The sequence below is a fragment of the Sanguibacter gelidistatuariae genome, from assembly GCF_900096585.1.
GTDB lineage: Bacteria > Actinomycetota > Actinomycetes > Actinomycetales > Cellulomonadaceae > Sanguibacter > Sanguibacter gelidistatuariae.
Window position 1 is genome coordinate 85,462 of record NZ_FMYH01000010.1, and the last position, 17,422, is coordinate 102,883.

The 17,422-nt window shown below is 68.9% G+C and carries 16 protein-coding genes; 6 read left to right on the forward strand and 10 right to left on the reverse strand.

The window, feature by feature from the left end; genetic code table 11:
* Window positions 1-245 precede the first annotated feature (245 nt).
* From BLQ50_RS17225 to BLQ50_RS17245, 5 genes are all read left to right on the forward strand, one after another.
* Complete coding sequence (locus BLQ50_RS17225) at window positions 246-1,592, forward strand: ABC transporter substrate-binding protein (protein ID WP_093186430.1); 1,347 nt, start codon at window positions 246-248, stop codon at window positions 1,590-1,592.
* 92 nt (window positions 1,593-1,684) lie between these two features.
* Window positions 1,685-2,674 carry a carbohydrate ABC transporter permease gene (locus BLQ50_RS17230; protein WP_093186433.1) on the forward strand — a complete coding sequence of 330 codons (990 nt, stop codon included), beginning with the start codon at window positions 1,685-1,687 and terminating at the stop codon, window positions 2,672-2,674.
* 18 nt (window positions 2,675-2,692) lie between these two features.
* Window positions 2,693-3,637, forward strand: coding sequence for a carbohydrate ABC transporter permease (locus tag BLQ50_RS17235; protein WP_342672073.1), 945 nt, complete (start codon window positions 2,693-2,695; stop codon window positions 3,635-3,637).
* 7 nt (window positions 3,638-3,644) lie between these two features.
* Window positions 3,645-5,123 carry an arabinan endo-1,5-alpha-L-arabinosidase gene (locus tag BLQ50_RS17240; RefSeq protein WP_245701339.1) on the forward strand — a complete coding sequence of 493 codons (1,479 nt, stop codon included), beginning with the start codon at window positions 3,645-3,647 and terminating at the stop codon, window positions 5,121-5,123.
* Between the two features lie 66 nt (window positions 5,124-5,189).
* The gene (locus tag BLQ50_RS17245) at window positions 5,190-5,915 is read left to right on the forward strand and encodes a YesL family protein (protein WP_093186435.1); all 726 of its coding nucleotides are present in this window, start codon (window positions 5,190-5,192) and stop codon (window positions 5,913-5,915) included.
* Between the two features lie 20 nt (window positions 5,916-5,935).
* On the opposite strand, the gene BLQ50_RS17250 is transcribed toward BLQ50_RS17245, so the two are convergent.
* Window positions 5,936-6,238, reverse strand: a complete 303-nt coding sequence (locus BLQ50_RS17250) for a helix-turn-helix transcriptional regulator (protein ID WP_093186438.1) — start codon at window positions 6,236-6,238, stop codon at window positions 5,936-5,938.
* 64 nt (window positions 6,239-6,302) lie between these two features.
* Here BLQ50_RS17250 and map point away from each other — a divergent pair, with 64 nt between their 5' ends.
* The gene (map, locus tag BLQ50_RS17255) at window positions 6,303-7,085 is read left to right on the forward strand and encodes a type I methionyl aminopeptidase (RefSeq protein WP_093186440.1); all 783 of its coding nucleotides are present in this window, start codon (window positions 6,303-6,305) and stop codon (window positions 7,083-7,085) included.
* Here the strand turns inward: map and BLQ50_RS17260 are convergent.
* The 9 genes from BLQ50_RS17260 to BLQ50_RS17300 form a co-directional block, all read right to left on the reverse strand.
* Entirely contained in the window at window positions 7,057-7,440 is a 384-nt protein-coding gene (locus BLQ50_RS17260; RefSeq protein WP_093186442.1) for a hypothetical protein, read from the reverse strand. The two genes, map and BLQ50_RS17260, sit on opposite strands and share 29 nt — an antisense overlap.
* Entirely contained in the window at window positions 7,437-7,667 is a 231-nt protein-coding gene (locus tag BLQ50_RS17265; protein WP_139185866.1) for a hypothetical protein, read from the reverse strand. Before BLQ50_RS17265 ends, BLQ50_RS17260 begins: the two co-directional genes overlap by 4 nt.
* A gap of 31 nt (window positions 7,668-7,698) precedes the next feature.
* Entirely contained in the window at window positions 7,699-10,290 is a 2,592-nt protein-coding gene (locus BLQ50_RS17270) for a polynucleotide kinase-phosphatase (RefSeq protein WP_093186447.1), read from the reverse strand.
* Window positions 10,287-11,789 (reverse strand): 3' terminal RNA ribose 2'-O-methyltransferase Hen1, encoded by a 1,503-nt coding sequence (locus tag BLQ50_RS17275; RefSeq protein WP_093186450.1) that lies wholly within the window; start codon window positions 11,787-11,789, stop codon window positions 10,287-10,289. Before BLQ50_RS17275 ends, BLQ50_RS17270 begins: the two co-directional genes overlap by 4 nt.
* Window positions 11,790-12,074: 285 nt before the next feature.
* Window positions 12,075-13,937 carry an HNH endonuclease signature motif containing protein gene (locus tag BLQ50_RS17280; protein ID WP_175559181.1) on the reverse strand — a complete coding sequence of 621 codons (1,863 nt, stop codon included), beginning with the start codon at window positions 13,935-13,937 and terminating at the stop codon, window positions 12,075-12,077.
* 521 nt (window positions 13,938-14,458) lie between these two features.
* The gene (locus BLQ50_RS17285; RefSeq protein ID WP_093186455.1) at window positions 14,459-15,484 is read right to left on the reverse strand and encodes a LacI family DNA-binding transcriptional regulator; all 1,026 of its coding nucleotides are present in this window, start codon (window positions 15,482-15,484) and stop codon (window positions 14,459-14,461) included.
* 141 nt (window positions 15,485-15,625) lie between these two features.
* Complete coding sequence (locus BLQ50_RS17290; RefSeq protein ID WP_003792170.1) at window positions 15,626-15,724, reverse strand: 30S ribosomal protein bS22; 99 nt, start codon at window positions 15,722-15,724, stop codon at window positions 15,626-15,628.
* Between the two features lie 166 nt (window positions 15,725-15,890).
* The gene (locus BLQ50_RS17295; RefSeq protein WP_093186458.1) at window positions 15,891-16,097 is read right to left on the reverse strand and encodes a helix-turn-helix domain-containing protein; all 207 of its coding nucleotides are present in this window, start codon (window positions 16,095-16,097) and stop codon (window positions 15,891-15,893) included.
* Between the two features lie 84 nt (window positions 16,098-16,181).
* Window positions 16,182-17,369 (reverse strand): acetoin utilization protein AcuC, encoded by a 1,188-nt coding sequence (locus BLQ50_RS17300; RefSeq protein WP_093186461.1) that lies wholly within the window; start codon window positions 17,367-17,369, stop codon window positions 16,182-16,184.
* Window positions 17,370-17,422 lie beyond the last annotated feature (53 nt).

A 17,422-nucleotide genomic window follows, 5' to 3' on the forward strand; every position in this document is an offset into this window, starting at 1 on the left:
ATTCTGCATCGATGTAAAGTCAAGTGCCCCAACACCTTGACCCGACGGCCAACCATGTGCCACCTTGTCTTCAACGATGTAAATCGGAGAGGTCAACGACGACCCTGACGCCGTATGGTTGTTCGCGAGAACGGCCATGGATCTTCTCTCCGCGAGCCGCACTCCGTGGTCCGGCTCGCAGTGAGAAGTGGGTTCACAGGCACAGTCAGGCCTTACACACCCTGTGGGAATCGAGAGGATCCGTGATGAAGAAGTCACGTCTGCACGCCGCACTTGCCGGCACCATCATTGCTTCGACCCTGCTTGTCGCCGGTTGCTCCGGCGGCGCGAGCAGCGACGACGGCACCAAGCAGCTCACCTTCATGTTCCGCGGTGGCGAGGACGAGAAGGCAGCCTACGAAGGTGCCATCAAGGCCTTCGAGGCAGCGAACGACGTCAAGGTCAAGATCATCGTCACGACCGCCGACGACTACAACACCAAGCTCAAGGCCGCCATCACGGGCCGCCAGGTCCCCGACGTCTTCTACATCGCCCCCGGCGACGTGCAGGGCTACGTCAACAACGGCGTGATCAAGGACATCACCTCCTACGTCGAGAGCTCCGAGACGATCGACCTGGACAACATCTGGGCCTATGGCGTCGACTCCTACCGCTACGACGGGACCCTGCAGGGCCAGGGTGCGATCTATGCCCTCCCCAAGGACGTCGGACCGTTCTCCTTCGGCTACAACAAGACGATGTTCGAGGCCGCCGGCATCCCGCTGCCCGACCCGGACAAGCCCTACACCCTCGACGAGTTCGTCGCGGTGGCCAAGCAGCTCACCAAGGACAACGACGGCGACGGCGCCCTCGACCAGTGGGGCACCGGCCTCAACGTCCAGTGGAACCTGCAACCCTTCGTGTGGAGCAGCGGCGGCGACTGGATCAACGAGGACCGCACCAAGGTCACCGTCGACACCCCTGAGTTCGCCGAGGCGCTCCAGTGGTTCGCCGACCTGCAGAACGTCGACGGCGTCACGCCCTCGATCGCCGAGGGCCAGACCTTGGACACGTACCAGCGCTGGATGAAGGGTGAGATCGGGTTCTTCCCCGTCGGCCCGTGGGACGTGAGCACCTACGAGAAGCTCGACTTCGACTGGGACCTCATCCCCTACCCCGTGGGTGAGACCGGCGTGAGCGCGACCTGGACCGGCACCCTTGGCATCGCGGTCTCCAACTCGACCAAGTACTCCGACGAGGCCGTCAAGCTCGCCGAGTACCTCTCCACGAACGTCGAGGCTCAGCAGACCCTCGTCGAAGCCGGGATCCAGATCCCGAACCTCAAGGACATGGCCCAGACCTGGGTCAACGACTCCACCACGCAGCCCGCGAACAAGCAGGAGTTCCTGCAGATCGTCGAGGACTACGGTCGTCCGCTGCCTGCCAACAACACCTACAACGGTGAGTGGTACGACGAGTTCTTCACGAACATCCAGCCCGTGATGGACGGCAAGCAGACCGCCGCCGACTACGTCAAGGAGGCCCAGCCGAAGATGCAGGCCTTCCTCGACAGCGCGAATGAGCAGGCCGCAGAGGCCGCGACAAACAAGTGATCCAGCGCAGCACGTAAGTCACCCCGGTGCGCCCGGCCAGTTGCCGGGCGCACCGCACCACCTTTTGTTCGACGCACTCGAGGGAGACTGCGATGGCGCACTCAGGCGCTAGCACGAGCGCTCCGGTCCGGAAGCGATCCGCCTCCGACCAGACCGAAGAACAGACGGCCGCCGGCTCGTCGGCCGCGCCCACCCGGCGCAAGTCCAAGCTGCACAAGCGTGAGCACCGCGTGGCGCTCGCCTTCGTCGCCATCCCGATCACCGGCTTCCTCATCTTCACGCTGTACCCCCTGGGCTACAGCATCTACGCCTCGATGACCAACTGGAACGGTCTCGGCGTGATGAAGTGGATCGGCCTGGACAACTACACCAAGATGTTCAACGACCCGTACTTCCGCAAGGCGTTGTTCAACACGTTCTACATGATGATCGGCATCCCCATCGGGCTGGTCATCTCGCTCCTGCTCGCCCTTGCGCTCAACCGCAAGATGCGAGGGACCACGTTCTTCCGCACGCTGTACTACCTGCCGGTCATCTCCTCGATCGCCGCGATCGCCATCTTGTGGCAGTGGGCCTTCAACGGCGACTTCGGCCTCATCAACCAGGCCCTCAAGCTCGTCGGGATCGACGGCCCCAACTGGCTCATGGACAAGAACACCGTGAAGCCGGCCCTCATCATCATGAGCGTGTGGAAGGGCCTGGGGTACTCGATGCTCCTGTACCTGGCCGCCATCCAGTCCGTGCCGCGCAGCCTCTACGAGGCCGCCTCGCTCGACGGCGCCAACGCCTTCCAGAAGTTCCGCCGGATCACCCTCCCGATGGTCAGCCCCGTGACGTTCTTCCTCGTGGTGACGTCGATCATCGGCGGATCGCAGATCTTCATCGAGATCAACATCATGACGCCCACCGGTGGCCCGGAGTTCAGCTCCGCCTCGGTCGTCTGGTACATCTGGCAGAAGGCCTTCGAGAACATGCAGATGGGCTACGCCTCGGCCATGTCCGTCGTGCTCGGTCTGATCGTGTTCACCATCACCGCCATCCAGTTCCGGGTCAACGCCCGCAACTCGTTCTCGGTCGACTGAGCGAGGGAACGGATCATCATGCCTTCAACTCTCACCTCCCCCAACAAGCCGCTGGGCACCCCGATCAAGAAGCTGCCCGCGGGCTTCGGCCGACGCCGGTCCCTGGACGGCGCGCCGCCCATGAGCTCCAAGGCCAAGTACAAGCTGGGCAACGTCCTCGCCACGGTTGTGCTCGCGGTCGGCTCGATCATCATGATCGCCCCGCTGCTGTGGACCCTGTCGACGTCCATGAAGACGAAGGAGGGTGTCTTCGCTCTGCCTCCCCAGTGGATCCCGGACCCCTTCGTCTTCGACGCCTACTCCCGCATCTGGACGGCCGGCCCGCTGCTCAGCGGTATCAAGAACAGCCTCATCGTTGCCGGATCGGTGACGATCCTGGGGACCGTGGTGTCCTCCCTCGCGGCCTTCGCCTTCGCCAAGCTCCACCTGCCGCACAAGAACGCGCTCTTCCTCGCGCTGCTCGGTGGGCTCATGATCCCGTTCCCGACGCTGATGATCCCGCAGTTCATGATGTTCTCGAATCTCGGCTGGGTGGACACCCTGCTGCCCCTGATCGTCCCCGGGTTGTTCGGCAACATCATGATGATCTTCTTCCTGCGCCAGTACCTGACGTCCATCCCGGACTCGATGATCGAGGCCGCGAAGATCGACGGAGCCGGCTATCTGCAGATCTTCGGGAGGATGATCCTGCCGCTCATCAAGCCCGCTCTCGCGGCCCAGTTCATCCTGTGGTTCATGGCCGTGTGGAACGACTACCTCGCGCCCATCATCTACCTGAACTCCCCCGAGAAGCAGACGCTGCAGCTCGTCATCGCGAGCTTCAACGCCCAGTACGCGATCCAGACGGACTACCCGCTGATCATGGCCGCGTCCTTCGTGGCGCTGCTGCCGGTCCTGACGATCTTCCTCATCTTCCAGCGCCAGATCGTCGAGTCCATCGCGCTCACCGGCGCGAAGGGCTGATCCGACGATGGCGACGTCGGATCAGGCGACCACGTTCGTGCCCACCCCGCTCGGTGGTGACCAGACAGCAACCGGTCCGGCCGCCACCGAGCTCATGGGCCTGGGCACCCGTCACGCGCACGACCCCACAGTGGTCCGCGCCGACGACGGCACGTTCTACATGTTCTGCACCGACGCCCTCGGCGGGCCGCGCCCCGACGGCGCACCCCACCCGCCCACCGGCGTGCACGTGCGCACCTCACGTGACCTGGTCGACTGGACCTGGGCTGGCACCGCGCTCGACGGCGTGCCCGCCGAGGCGTCCGCCTGGACCGGCGCACTGGGCCTGTGGGCCCCGGAGGTCGTGCGCTGGCCCACCGCGCACCCCACCCCGCTGCCCGACGCCGCAGCATCCGGCGCGTCGTCCATCGCACCCCAGCCGTCGCGCTTCCACATGTACTACTCGGCCTCGACCTTCGGCTCGAACACGTCGGCGATCGGCCTGGCTGTCGCAGACGACCTCACCGGTCCGTGGCGCACGGGCGAGCTCGTGGTCAGGACCCGAGCCGGGGAGCACACCCAGAACGCGATCGACGCTGCCGTCTCCTGGGACGCTGGCGGCGACCCGTGGCTGACCTACGGCTCGTTCTTCTCCGGCATCTACACCCTGCGGCTGGACCCCTCGACGGGCCTTGCGCTGACCCCCGGCGACCTCGGCGTGTGCATCGCACGCCGCGCCCGCTCCGTCGAGGCCGCGGTCGAGGGCGCCTTCATCGTGCACCGCCCCGGCGGCGAGGCCCGCTACGTCATGTTCGCGAGCTACGACTCGCTCTTCTCGTCGTACAACGTCCGGGTCGCCGCCGCCGAGTGCATCGACGGTCCCTACCGCGACCGCGCCGGCAACCTCATGACCGATACGGACCTGCCGCCCGACAGCGTCGGCACCCCGGTCCTCGTCGGCCACCAGCTGACCGACGGCACGGCCTGGATCGCCCCCGGCCACAACTCCGTGCTCACCGTCCTGGCTGGGGACGGCACGGCAGAAGTCGGCACAGCTGGTGCCGCGGAGGACTTCATGGTCCACCACGTGCGCCTCGCGCAGGACCCGACTGAGCACACGGCCCAGGTGCGCCGGGTTGTGTGGACGGCGTCGGGCTGGCCTGCCATCTCGCCTCAGCCCTACGCCGGTGAGCGCCTCGCGCTGTCCTCCCGGGCCCACTTCTCCCCCACCGGTCCCAACCCGCACCTGGCGGGCGTCTGGGACGTGCTCGACCTGCGCGACGCCCCGATGACTGGTCCAGCCGGTTCGGCCGGTTCCGCCGGCCCAGTCACCGCGAGCCGTCTGATCGACGTCGTCGACGGCAACCTCGGGAGCGTCGGGGCGGTCGACGTGGTCGTGCTCAACTCCTACGACTGGGTCGCCGGGCGTGAGGCCGTGTCCTTCACGGGCTACACCGAGGCCGGGACCGCGATCTCGGGCACCTTCAAGTCACCCACACCGCGCTAGCCTCGTGCGTGGGACCTGACCGGCCATGGCCGGGGGTCCGACGCACGAGCAGGGACAGGAGCAGTCATGCAGGAGTTCGGTTGGGCCGGACGCGTCATGGTCGTGCTGCGCTATGCGGCGCAGCTCGTGGCCATCAACCTGCTGTGGCTGCTGGGTACCTTCGGCGGGCTCGTGCTGCTCGGGGCCTTCCCCGCGACGCGCGCGGCGACCCGCCTGCTCGAGGCGCTGCGCCGCCGGACGCCGTCGGAGCACCTGCTGCGCGACTTCTGGGACGGCTACCGCACCGACTTCTGGCGCACCAACCTGCTCGGCGCGCCGTTCTGGGTGCTCGGCGCGCTCGCCCTGGTCGACCTGCAGATCTTCCGGGTCGCCGCCGCCGCGGGCGAGCGCTTCGCGAGCGTGCTGCTCGCGCCCTTCCTCGTCGTGGTCGTCGTCAGCGCGATCGCGCTGGCCTTCCTGTTCGCGACGGGCCTGCGCTTCCACGACGGCGTGCCGGCGACCTGGCGCTTCGTCTTCGTCGCGCCGTTCCTGTCGATCGCCACGTCGTTGACCATCCTGCTCACGGTCGGCGCCTTCCTCGTGCTGTCCTGGCAGTGGCTGATCGTCGTGCCCCTCGTCGGGTTCTCCGCGCCGATCTTCCTGGGCACCGCCTTCGCGGGCCGCCGCCTCGACCAGCTCTTCGACGGCGGCCTGCTCGAGGACCCGCTGCTCACGCCGCCGCCCGTCGAGCAGGACCCGGTCGACCTGGACCAGGTGCGACTAGGTGTGACTAGGCGCGACCAAGTGTCCTGACCGGGGACACGGGTGGAGCCTTACGAGGCCAACCGCTCACGTGCGTCGCGAGCAGATCTGATCGGTTCGTCGCCACGTTCGGGCTGGTGGATCTCGGCCCACACCGCATCGAGGGAGAGACCGAGGACATCGGCGATCGCCGCGATGGTCGGGAAGGAAGGGGTCGCCACGCGGCCCGTCTCGATCTTGCGGAGGGTCTCCGGTGAGACGCGTGCAGCGAGCGCGGTCTCGAGCATCGAGCGCTCTCCCCTGGCGCGACGTAACAAGGCACCGAGGCGTTGTCCGCGCTCGATCTCTGCGGGTGTGAGCGGCAACCTGACCATGGCTGCGATTCTAGTACCGGGATAGTATTGCCGGGATAGTTATTGGCAACGCGAGAAGGCACCCATGATCGAGATCCTCAGCCCCACCGAACTGGCCCGAGCGCGACAGACAGGCGCGCTGGTCGCTCACATCTTGCAGACGCTGAAGGGCCGCAGCGCAGTAGGCACGAACCTCCTGGACCTCGACCGGTGGGCCCAGGCCATGATCACCGAGGCCGGAGCACTGTCGTGCTACGTCGACTACGAGCCATCGTTCGGGCGCGGGCCGTTCGGCCACTACATCTGCACGTCCGTCAACGACGCCGTGCTCCACGGACTGCCATACGACTACACCCTCGCCGGCGGCGACCTGCTGACGCTCGACCTCGCCGTCTCCCTCCGCGGACTCGCCGCAGACTCCGCGATCAGCTTCATCGTGGGCAACTCACAACCCCCCGAGAGCGTCGCCATGATCAACGCGACCGAAAGCGCACTATCCGCAGGCATCGCGGCTGCCGTTCCCGGAGCCCGCATCGGCGACATCTCCCATGCCATCGGCTCGGTCCTGCGCGAGTCGGGGTATCCGATCAACACCCAGTTCGGGGGTCATGGCATCGGATCGACGATGCACCAGGACCCGCACGTCCCGAACACCGGACGCCCCGGCCGCGGATACACACTGCGCCCTGGGCTGCTCCTCGCACTGGAACCGTGGGTCATGGTGGACACCGCTGAACTCGTCACCGACGCCGACGGGTGGACGCTCCGAAGCGCGACCGGCTGCCAGGCAGCACACAGCGAGCACACGATCGCCATCACCAACGACGGAGCCGAGATCCTCACCCTGCCGAAGCAGGCACAACCGTGAGGCCGGAGCCACGCGTGAGCACGAGCCCCCGACACCCCAGCAGGATGCCGTGCCACCTGGTGCCCGCCGGGATGGAGCGCAGCAGCGTGTCGACCCGGAGAGCATCGTCTGGAATCTCCCGCGCCAGAGCCGCAACGGCTTCGGTGACGTAGCCGATCCCGATGTATCCGTCGTAGGCGAAGTCGAAGCTGAACCCACCACCCGTCATGAAAAGCACGGTCTCCTGCTCGGCGATGTCGGTCAGTGCCTCGATCCGGCGAAAGACCTCGCGCGACCACGGGCTAGCCGCCAGGAGCAGCCGGTCTCCGTACACCGGGCGCAGGGCCGCTTCGGCGCGATCGAGATCATGGGTCACAACATGTGCGACTCCGTGCTCGTCGACCGCCGGCTCAACACGACACCGTCCTCCGACAACGGGGTCCACGCCCGCTCGATCGCCGCCGGGGCCAGACCGTCGACGACGATCTGGCGGGGGAAGTCGGGCGGAGCCCTCCACATCCAGAACGGGGTGCTGAGCGTGGGCAGCGGCCGTTCGTCCATCTCGTCGATCTCCAGGGCCGCGCCAGACCACCGTCCCGTCACCGCGAAGCGCCTACCGAGGAGGGCCTCGCCGTCACAGGCGCGGGTCGACAGGCTCCGACTCGAGGGCCAGGACGGCGAAGACGGCCTCGTGGACGCGCCACAGCGGTTCGTCGTCGCGGAACCGTTCGAGGGCCTCGATGCCGAGCGCGTACTCGCGCAGGGCGAGCGACCTCTTGCGGCCCAGGCCGCGCTCCCGCAGCCGCGCGAGGTGCTCCGGCTCCGTGTAGTCGGGGCCGTAGATAATCCGTAGGTACTCGCGGCCGCGCACCTTGATGCCGGGCTGCACAAGTCCGCGTCGGCCTCGCACGAGGTTGGCGACGGGCTTGACGACCATTCCCTCTCCCCCGGCTCCGGTCAGTTCCTCCCACCATGCAGTGCCGGCCGCGACCGAGCCCTCGTCGTCGAGGTCGACGACGAGGCGGCGCGTCGCCTGCAGCAGTCCCGAGGTGTCCGCGGCGACGAGCTCGTCCACTACACCGAGGTGCCAGAGATGGTCTCGGTCGTGGAAGGTCGAACCCTCGGCCGCGAGCAGCTGGAACGGGGCGAGACGCACGCCGTCCAGGCCGTCGACGGCCCACGCGTATCGCCGGTACGCATCGGCAAAGCCTTCGGCGTTCGTTGCGCGGGACCGGGTACGCGCGAGAAGGTCGCCGACCGGAAGCCCCGCACGCTCCGCCGTCTCGAGCGTGCGGACGGCCGCCGGCAGCGCAGAGCGCGCTGCGGCGCCGACACTCGCGTACTGCTCGCGCAGCAGCGGCTCGGCCTTGAGCGACCACGGCATGAGCTCGCAGTCGAACAGGAGCCAGCCGCTCTCCCCGCCGTCTACCCCGGCGGTCTTCCACGTGCCCGCCGCGTCGGCCGCGCTGCGCAGCCAGCGCAGGAGCTCCTCGGTGCGGGCGTCGTCGAGGAAGGACCGGCCGGTGCGGGTGTGGACCACGCCGGTCATCCCCTCCGGAATCGAGAACCGCGACGACGCGGTCTCTTGGTCGCGGCACACGAGAACGACCGCCCGGGACCCCATGTGCTTCTCCTCGCACACGGCCTGGTCCACGCCGTCGGCGCGCAGCTGCGCGAAGGCCTCGGCGGGGTGCTCGAGCAGCCCGTCTCGGCTCGAGGTGGCGCACGGGCTCATGGTCGGGGGCAGGTAGAGCAGCCAGCGCGGGTCGAGGGCGAATCGGCTCATGACCTCGAGCGCGCCGGCCGCGTTCTCGGCGGCGATCCCCACACGTCCGTGAGTCCGTGTCTCGACGACGCGCTTGCCCAGGACGTCCGTGACGTCGAGCAGGTCCGGGGTGCGGTTGCCCCCGCTCTCCGCGACGGCGACGCCTGCTTCGCTCCCGGCGACCGGGAACGGCTTGACCGGCTCGTACCAGACGCGCTCTGCGGGGACCTGGACAACCTCCCGCTCCGGGTAGCGCAGCGCGCTGAGATGTCCCCCGAAGACGACCCCGGTATCGAGGCACATCGTGTTGTTCACCCAGTGCGCCACGGGCGTGGGGGTGTGCCCGTAAAGGACGGTCGCACGCCCTCGGTAGTCCTCCGCCCAGGGGTAGCGCACCGGCAGGCCGAACTCGTCAGTCTCACCCGTCGTCTCCCCATAGAGGGCAAAGCTCCGCACCCGGCCCGATGCCCGGCCGTGGTAAGCCTCCTTGAGACCGGCGTGGGCCACGACGAGGCGCCCCTCGTCGAGCACAAGATGCGCCACGAGACCGTCGCAGAAGGCGCGGACGTCGCGACGGAACTCCTCCGGCTCCTCCGCGAGCTGGGCGAGGGTCTCCGCGAGCCCGTGAGAGACCTGGACCTTGCGGCCGTCGAGGGCGCGCACGAGCTTGTTCTCGTGGTTGCCCGGGACGGCGAGGGCGTGACCTGCGGCGACTATGCCCATGACGAGGCGCAGGACGCCCGGGGAGTCGGGGCCGCGGTCGACGAGGTCGCCGAGGAACACCGCGCGGCGCCCCTCCGGCGGAACGGCGTCGACAGGGCGCCCGGCGTCGTCATGGACCAGCGTGTACCCGAGCGTGACGAGGAGCGACTCGAGCTCGCTGCGGCAGCCGTGCACGTCGCCGATGACGTCGAAGGGGCCGAGCTCGGTCCGCCGGTCGCTGCGCAGGGGATGGCGCACGATCGTCGTCGCCTCCACCTCCTCCGCGCTGTGCAGCACATGGACGTCGCGGAAGCCCTCGCGTCCGAGGCCCCGCAGCGACCGCCGCAGCTGCTCGCGCTGGCGCCGCACGACATGCGCCGGGAGGGACCGGTCGGCGCGTGCAGCGTTGCGCGTGAGACACACGTCCTCGCCCACGTCGAGGACCACTGCGACCGGGAGCACGTCGTGTGCGCGGGCCAGCTCGGCGAGGCTCTTGCGCGCATGGGGCTGGACGTTCGTCGCGTCGACCACCGTGAGGAGCCCGGCGTCGAGGCGCTTGCCGACGATGTAGGCAAGCAGGTCGAAGGCGTCGGCCGTTGCCTCCTGCGAATTCTCGTCGTTGGAGACGAGGCCTCGGCAGAAGTCGCTCGACACGGTCTCGAATGCGCCGAAGTGCGTCGCTGCGAACGTCGACTTCCCCGAGCCAGACGCGCCGACGAGCACGATGAGGGAGAGGTCGGGGACGGAGATCTCGGTCATGCGGACATTCCATCCTCGGGGGCTGTGCGGGTGAGCACAGCCATCTGGGTAGGCGGGCCCACCTCGGCGTCGACGGCACCGACGGGCGCGAAGCGCACCTGGTAGCCGTTGCGGGTCGCGGCGCCGGTGGCCCACTCCTCGAACTCGGCGCGTGTCCACTCGAACCGGTGGTCATGGTGGCGCAGGTGCCCGTGCTCGAGGTGGGGGTAGCGCACGTTGTGCTCGGAGTTCGGCGTCGTCACAACGAGGACGCGCGGGCGCGCGACAGCAAGGACCGCGCGCTCGAGCGCTGCGAGTCGAGGCAGGTCGACGTGCTCGACGACCTCCATGAGGACCGCCGCGTCGAAGCCGGCCACCCGCGCGTCGGTGTAGGTGAGCGACGACTGGGCGAGCTCGATGCGCGACCTCTGATGCTCAGGCATTGTGTCGAGGTGGAGGCGCGCCGAGGCCGCCTCGAGGGCGCGGTGGGACACGTCGACGCCAAGCACGCGCTCTATCGTCCGGTCCTCGAGGAGACGCGCCAAGAGCGCCCCCTCACCGCACCCGAGGTCGACGACCGTCCGTGCCCCGGCGTCGCGCAGCTCCGCGAGAACCGCGTCTGCGCGCAGGCGAGCAAGAGACGGGGTGGGCGGAGCAGCTGCGACTTCCGGAATCTCCTGGGTGATCGGAGCACCAGCGACGGCACCCCCACCAGCGGCGGCACCGTCGAAAGCACCGACGCCGTTGAACGTGCCGGCTCCGTCGAGAGCGGTGAGGACGTCGGATGCCGCCAGGCGCTCGACTGCGGCAGCCGCGAGGTCGCGCTGGTTGGCGAGGTACCGATGCGCGATGAGCTCGCGCTCGGGGTGCGCCGCGAGCCACCCCTCTCCGGCGCGGAGCAGCTTGTCGATCTCGTCGGGGCCGACCCAGTAGTGCTTGTCACCGTCGAGGACGGGCAGCAGGACGTAGAGGTGGCTCAACGCGTCGGCGAGCCGCAGCGTCCCCGTGAGCCGGAGCTCGACGTACCTCGAGTCGCCCCAGGCCGGGACGGTCGGATCGAGCGGCACGCCCCGGACGTCGACGTCCCAGCCGAGCGGCCGGAAGAGACGCTCGACGAGGTCTGGACCGCCGCGGGACGGGAGCGCCGGGATCTCCACGACGAGCGGCAGCTCCTGGGCGGGCAGCTCTGGGCGCGCCGTGCACGTGCCGGAGATCGCGGTGCGGAACACCTTGCCCAACGCCGCAGCGAGCATCGACGACGCGGCGTAGGGGCGGTCGTTGACGTACTGGGCAAGGCTGAATCCGCTGCGCCCTGCGGAGCCGGCGCGGCCCCGCACGAGAGCCACCGGATCGACCTCGAGCATCAGCGCGACCGTGCACCGCTCTGCTGTCGCCTCGGGGTAGAAGACGTGCGCCGTACCGACGGGCAGGTCGAAGGATTGCACCCTGCCAGGATGCTTGTGCAGGAGAAATCCGAGGTCAGCGGCCTCGGGCGCGGTGGACGTCACTGTCAGGAGCACGCTTGTGAGCCTATCGCCCCTGATCCTGACCGCAAGGGACATATGGCACGACTGCCAACTCTCTGCCTAACGCGGCACGGTCGCTGGGCGGCCCTGCCCCGTGTCGCTGGGCGGCTCTGTCCCGTGTCGCTGGGCGGCCCTGTCCCGTGTCGCTAGGCGGCCCTGCCCCGTGTCGCTAGGCGGCCCTGTCCCGTGTCGCTGGGCGGCCCTGCCCCGTCAGGTGTCGTGTCTCCACCGGATGGCTCGCCACCGCTCATGTCACGGTGCCTATCGAGTGTCTGAACTTCAGTGGGTGGAAGTGCCGGCCTGGGTGGGTGGACCTTCGCGCATTCTCGAACCTGTCCGTGCGACTGGGGCTGTCCGAGGGGGCAGGGTCGATCTGGGGGACCTGGTTTGATCAGCGGGCACGGTCCTTCTCGGTAGCCCGGTCTGCGTGGGTGGCCCGAGCGCCCTGGTTCGCAGGGGCGCCCCAGGCGGCCGATTCTCGTCGGGAATCTGATTCTCTCCGGGCGGCCGATTCTCGCTGGGCGGCCGATTCTCGCTGAGCGGCCGATTCTCGCTGAGCGGCCGGGTCTCATGGGGCGGCCGGGTCTCCCAGGGACGTTGATTCTCCCTGGGGTGCGGGTCCTCACCGGGTGGACGGAGTGTTGCCGACGGCCGACCTTTCGTGAGCGGTCGGCTCTCCGTGAGTGGTCGGCTCTCGATCGGCGTGCGGCGGTTGCTGACCAGGGCTGTTGGGGCCTGTGCCACCCGGCATTCGGCTGGTCCTGGGGTCCGAGTGACGCGGCCCCCGCCGCGGGCGACTCGCACCGTGCGGGTCCCCCCGGGCCGGCCCGCTGGGCTTGGGCTGCAGTCGATGGTGAGGTTGAGCCGGTGGACCTCGTGGTGATGAAAGCTGCAGAGGAGGATCGCGTTGTCGAGGGAGGTTTCGCCGCCGTTGGTCCACCAGTCGATGTGGTGGATCTCGCACCAGGGGATGGGTTGGGTGCAGCCGGTGAATTGGCAGCCGCGGTCGCGGGCGATGATGGCTCGGCGTTGTTCGCGGGTGTAGAGGCGTTGGGTGCGTCCGAGGTTGATGGGGACGTTGTCGGCGGTCATGACGATGCGGGTGAGGTCGGCGTCGCAGAGGATCCGGGCGACCTCGCTGAGTGGGACTGGGGTCCCGTCCTCGAAGGTCGCCGGTTCGAACTGGACCGACGCGCTCGTCGCCCGTCCACCAGGACCCTCGCCTGCACCTGCACCTGCACCAGCGCCCTCGCCTGCACCCTCCCCCTGGCCCGCGCTCTGGTCTGCACCGGGGCCTTGAGCCTCGGCTTCGGCTTCGGCTTCGGCTTCGGCTTCGGCTTCGGCTTCGGCCACGGTGGCGCGGCGGTGCAGTTCGCGTACTCCTTGGGCGAGGGTGTCTTCGGTCATGATGATGGATACGTGCGGGCGGACTGCGGCGCCGTTCTTGAACGATCCGCCGCTCATGGCGCGGTCGGCGACGTCGACGAGGGCGTCGGCCTTGCGTTGGTTGTAGTCGCGGTCGTCACCGTCGGCGGGGCGGTGCATCGCAGCCTCCACCGCCGCGTCCAGCTGGCGTCCGGCGACCACGTCCAAGAACCCCTTGATATACGTCCCTGTCGGGGTGTGGCTGATGGTCAGGAACCGCTTGCGGCGGATCTCCTCATGGGTGGCGTCATGAGCCACGGAGTCCCGGCGCGCCCACCACCGGTCGGCGGTCTTGACGAAGGTGTCCGCGTCCTGACCTTTCGCCAGGTCCAACAGCTCCCGATTCTCACTCGGGGTCAGCACCGGGGTACCGGGACGCTCAGCCTTGGCCCGCACCCGACCCAAGATCTCCGCGTGCACCATGGTCACTTCCCCGGTGGCCACCGCCTCCGCGGCCTCCGGCGACTCCTCCAGCACGGTCGCCACGGTCACCTGGGCGCGCGCCGCACGCAGCCCTTCGCCCGACATCTGCCCCCGCCACGCCTCGAACGAGGCGTACCCGGCCTTCTTCCACTCCCCGCAGTCCCGCTCCGCCATCAGCAACGACGCCCGCTCTGCCGTCAACGCCGCGATCGACCGGTCCAGCTCCACGATCCGCCCACACCGGGCCCTCGAGGAGACCGCCACCGGCTGCACGCCCATGGCAGCGCCAGGCACTCGGGCAGAGGACAAGGATGGGGACGGGTTGGCGTCTCCGCGTGCATCGGGCACGACAGAAGCAGCGCCAGTGGCAGGCACGGGCGCCAGCGTGCCGGCGCCAAGGACAGAAGCAAACGCGGGAGGCGCCAGAGCGGGAGCCTGCGGCCGGTCAACATCCATTTCTGCCGCGGCGAACAGCGCCAGCCCGGGCTGCACCATCGCCCTCGTCAGACCCGCCATGACCCACCACCCGACACCGTCGTCGACCGCCACAGAAACCGCCATGTCCCCGGACGAACGCGGGGCTCCCACCTGATGCTCTGACCCTAGACCGGACGTGTGACAAGCCTGCCGACGACCAATCTGAATCCCTGAGTGTCGGTCCAGAACCGCGAAATATCGCGCTTCCCAACCGCTACCTCGAGACTAGACCGAGCCACCGACAAACGGACGGGCCGACAAGGCACCGTCAGAGCGCTGTCGACCAGGCCCGGCCACCGCCAGGCGGCACGGCAGCCCCATCCTTCGGAGCCTGCCCCTCACAGCGCCGCGCGCGGCCCTCCGTGCGACCCGACGGTCGACTCCCGCAGGATGAGCTCGAAGTTGGCCACGACCTCGACCGGAGGGCGCTCGTCCCGCGGGTTCGCGATCCGGTCGCGCAGCAGCCGCACGGCCGTCCGGGCGATCTCCTCGCGCCCCGGCGACACCGAGGACAGCGGCGGCGCGGCGTAGCGTGCCTCGTCGACATCGTCGAAGCCGATCACCGCGACCTGGCCGGGGACTGAGATGCGGCGCATGTGCAGGGCGTGCAGGGCGCCGAGGGCGAGGGCGTCATTGAGGCCGAAGACCGCATCCACCTCCGTGCCGGCGTCGAGCATGCGGTGCATGGCCTCCGCGCCGTTCGCGCGGTGCCACGGGCCGGACTCCCCGATCAGGGCCGGGTCCGGGGTGATGCCGGCCTCCTGGAGCGCCTTGAGGTACCCCTCGGTGCGCAGTCGCGCCGAGCCCACCTGCTCGCCCTCGTGGGCGCCGATCACGGCGATCCGACGTCGGCCCTGGGCGATGAGGTGAGCGGTCGCCGCCCGCGCCCCCTCGACGTTGTGCATCGTGACGTGGTCGTGGGAGGAGCCGAAGATGCGCTCTCCGAGCAGCACCACGGGGAAGTCGACGTCGAAGGCGTCCTTGTCCTCGGGGCCGAGCTCGAGGGGGGAGAAGATCAGGCCGTCGGTGAGGTGCTTGCGTTTGCCGGAGAGCACCTCGAGCTCGCGGTCCCGGTCGGCGCCGGTCTGCTCGATGAGCACCGTGAGCCCGACCTCCTCGGCCGCGCGGATGACGGAGTCGGCCAGCTCGGCGAAGTACGGCAGGCTGAGCTCGGGGACCGCCAGGCAGATCATCCCGGTGCGCCCGGAGCGCAGGTTCCGGGCCGAGACGTTCATCTGGTAGTCGAGCTCTTTGATCGCCGCCAAGACGCGCTCACGTGTCGTGTCACGGATGTACGGGTAGCCGTTGACGACGTTCGAGACGGTCTTGATCGAGACACCGGCCAGCTTCGCAACGTCGTGCATCGTTGTAGACACGGGTAGGCCTCCGCCTAGATCTTCGAGGAAACGCCTCGTCACTGAGAGTCACCTGAGGATATCCCTCACCTCCGGCAGTTTCCGGATACGACTCGGGCCCGGTCGAAACCGGGCCCGGACGGGAACTGCTTACTTCTTGTTACGACGCTGGTGGCGGGTCTTGCGAAGCAGCTTGCGGTGCTTCTTCTTTGCCATACGCTTGCGGCGCTTCTTGATGACGGAGCCCATGGGTCCTCGCAATGTTGATCGGGTCTGCTCGCGCAGCACGCCGCAGAACCGCTCAGAACCAGGCGACCGCGAGGCCGCAAGACTGCAAGTGGTGCACGTGACGCCCACGCTCGGGAAAGTCCGAACCTATCCTATCGTCTCCGAGGGGGTCCGTGCGACGCGGCCCTCAGGAGGAGAGCCGGTCGCCCTCGATGTAGGCCGCGGCGAGGTAGCGGGTCAGCGCCTCCTGGGGCACCCGGAACGACTTGCCGACGCGGACCGCGGGGAGCTCACCGGCGTGCACGAGCCGGTAGACGGTCATCTTCGACACGCGCATGACGCCAGCAACCTCGGACACGGTGAGGAACTGAACGCGTGGTGCATCCGCAGTCATGGCTGAACCTTCTTGTCGTGGAGCGGTCGAGCTCGTGTGCACACCTTATGGCCTGAGCGGCCCCAGCGAGAAGCGACGGTGCGCTCAGACGTCCCGGCTGACATCCACGCCGAGCAGCGGGAACGCCGCCTGGCGCGTCGCCCGGATCGCCCTGTCGACGGCGTCGTCCGGGTCGTATCCAGTCTGCCACGGCACAAAGCCGACCTCACCCGCAGCGTCGGACATGAGCTCGGGAGCCTCGTGGTCCAGGACACGGCGGACGTGGTCACGCCACGCGGCCGGGACGGGCGAGAGCGGGGCGATCTCCCGGTGCTGCGCGATGGCCAGCACGTGGCACCAGACCAGCGGCACGACGTCGACCACTGCGTACCCTCCCCCGCCCAGGGCCACCCACCGGCCCCCGCACACCTCGTGGGCGAGGTTGTGCACCCACTGGGCGACCTGACGCTGGGCGTCGACCGCGACGTCGAGGTCGCTGAGCAGGTCCTTGCCGTGTGCGTCGCAGCCGTGCTGGGAGACGATGATCTCGGGCGCGAAGGCCCGGACCGCCTCGGGCAGGACCGCATCGACCGCGCGCAGCCACTCCCGGGAGCTCGTGCGGGCGGGCAGCGCCACGTTGACTGCTGAGCCGTGGGCGAGCGGCCCGCCGGTGTCGGTCGCGTGACCGGTCCCGGGGAAGAGCGTCGCGCCGCTCTGGTGGACCGAGACCGTCAGCACCCGCGGGTCGTCCCAGAAGGCGGCCTCGACGCCATCGCCGTGATGAGCGTCGACGTCGATGTAGGCGACCCGCCTCGCCCCGGCCGCCAGGAGGCCGGCGATCGCGACCGCGGCGTCGTTGTACACGCAGAAGCCTGCGGCGCCGCCCGGCATGGCGTGGTGCATCCCGCCCGCGACGTTCATGCCGTGCGTGGCACGGCCCTCCCAGACGGCCTGCGCGAGGCCGTTCGTCCCCGCGACGATGCGCGCTGCGGCGTCGTGCATCCCGGCGAAGATCGGGTCGTCCTCGGTCCCCAGCCCCCGGTTGAGGTCTTCCGTGCCGTCGTTCGAGGCGGCGTGGACCGCCGCGACGTAGGCGGCGTCGTGGACCGTGGTGAGCATGGCGTCGGAGGCCATGCCGTGGTCGACGACGTGGACGTCGGACTCGCCGAGCAGCCCCAGCTCGGTTGCCAGGCGCACCGTGAGCTCGAGGCGCACGGGCGCCATGGGATGCCCGGGGCCGAAGTTGTACTTCATGAGCTCGTGGCTCCAGGCCACATCCACGCTGAACGGCATGGGGTTCACGGTAGCGCGAAGCCCACCGGCTCGCGGAATCGCGGGCCGGTGGG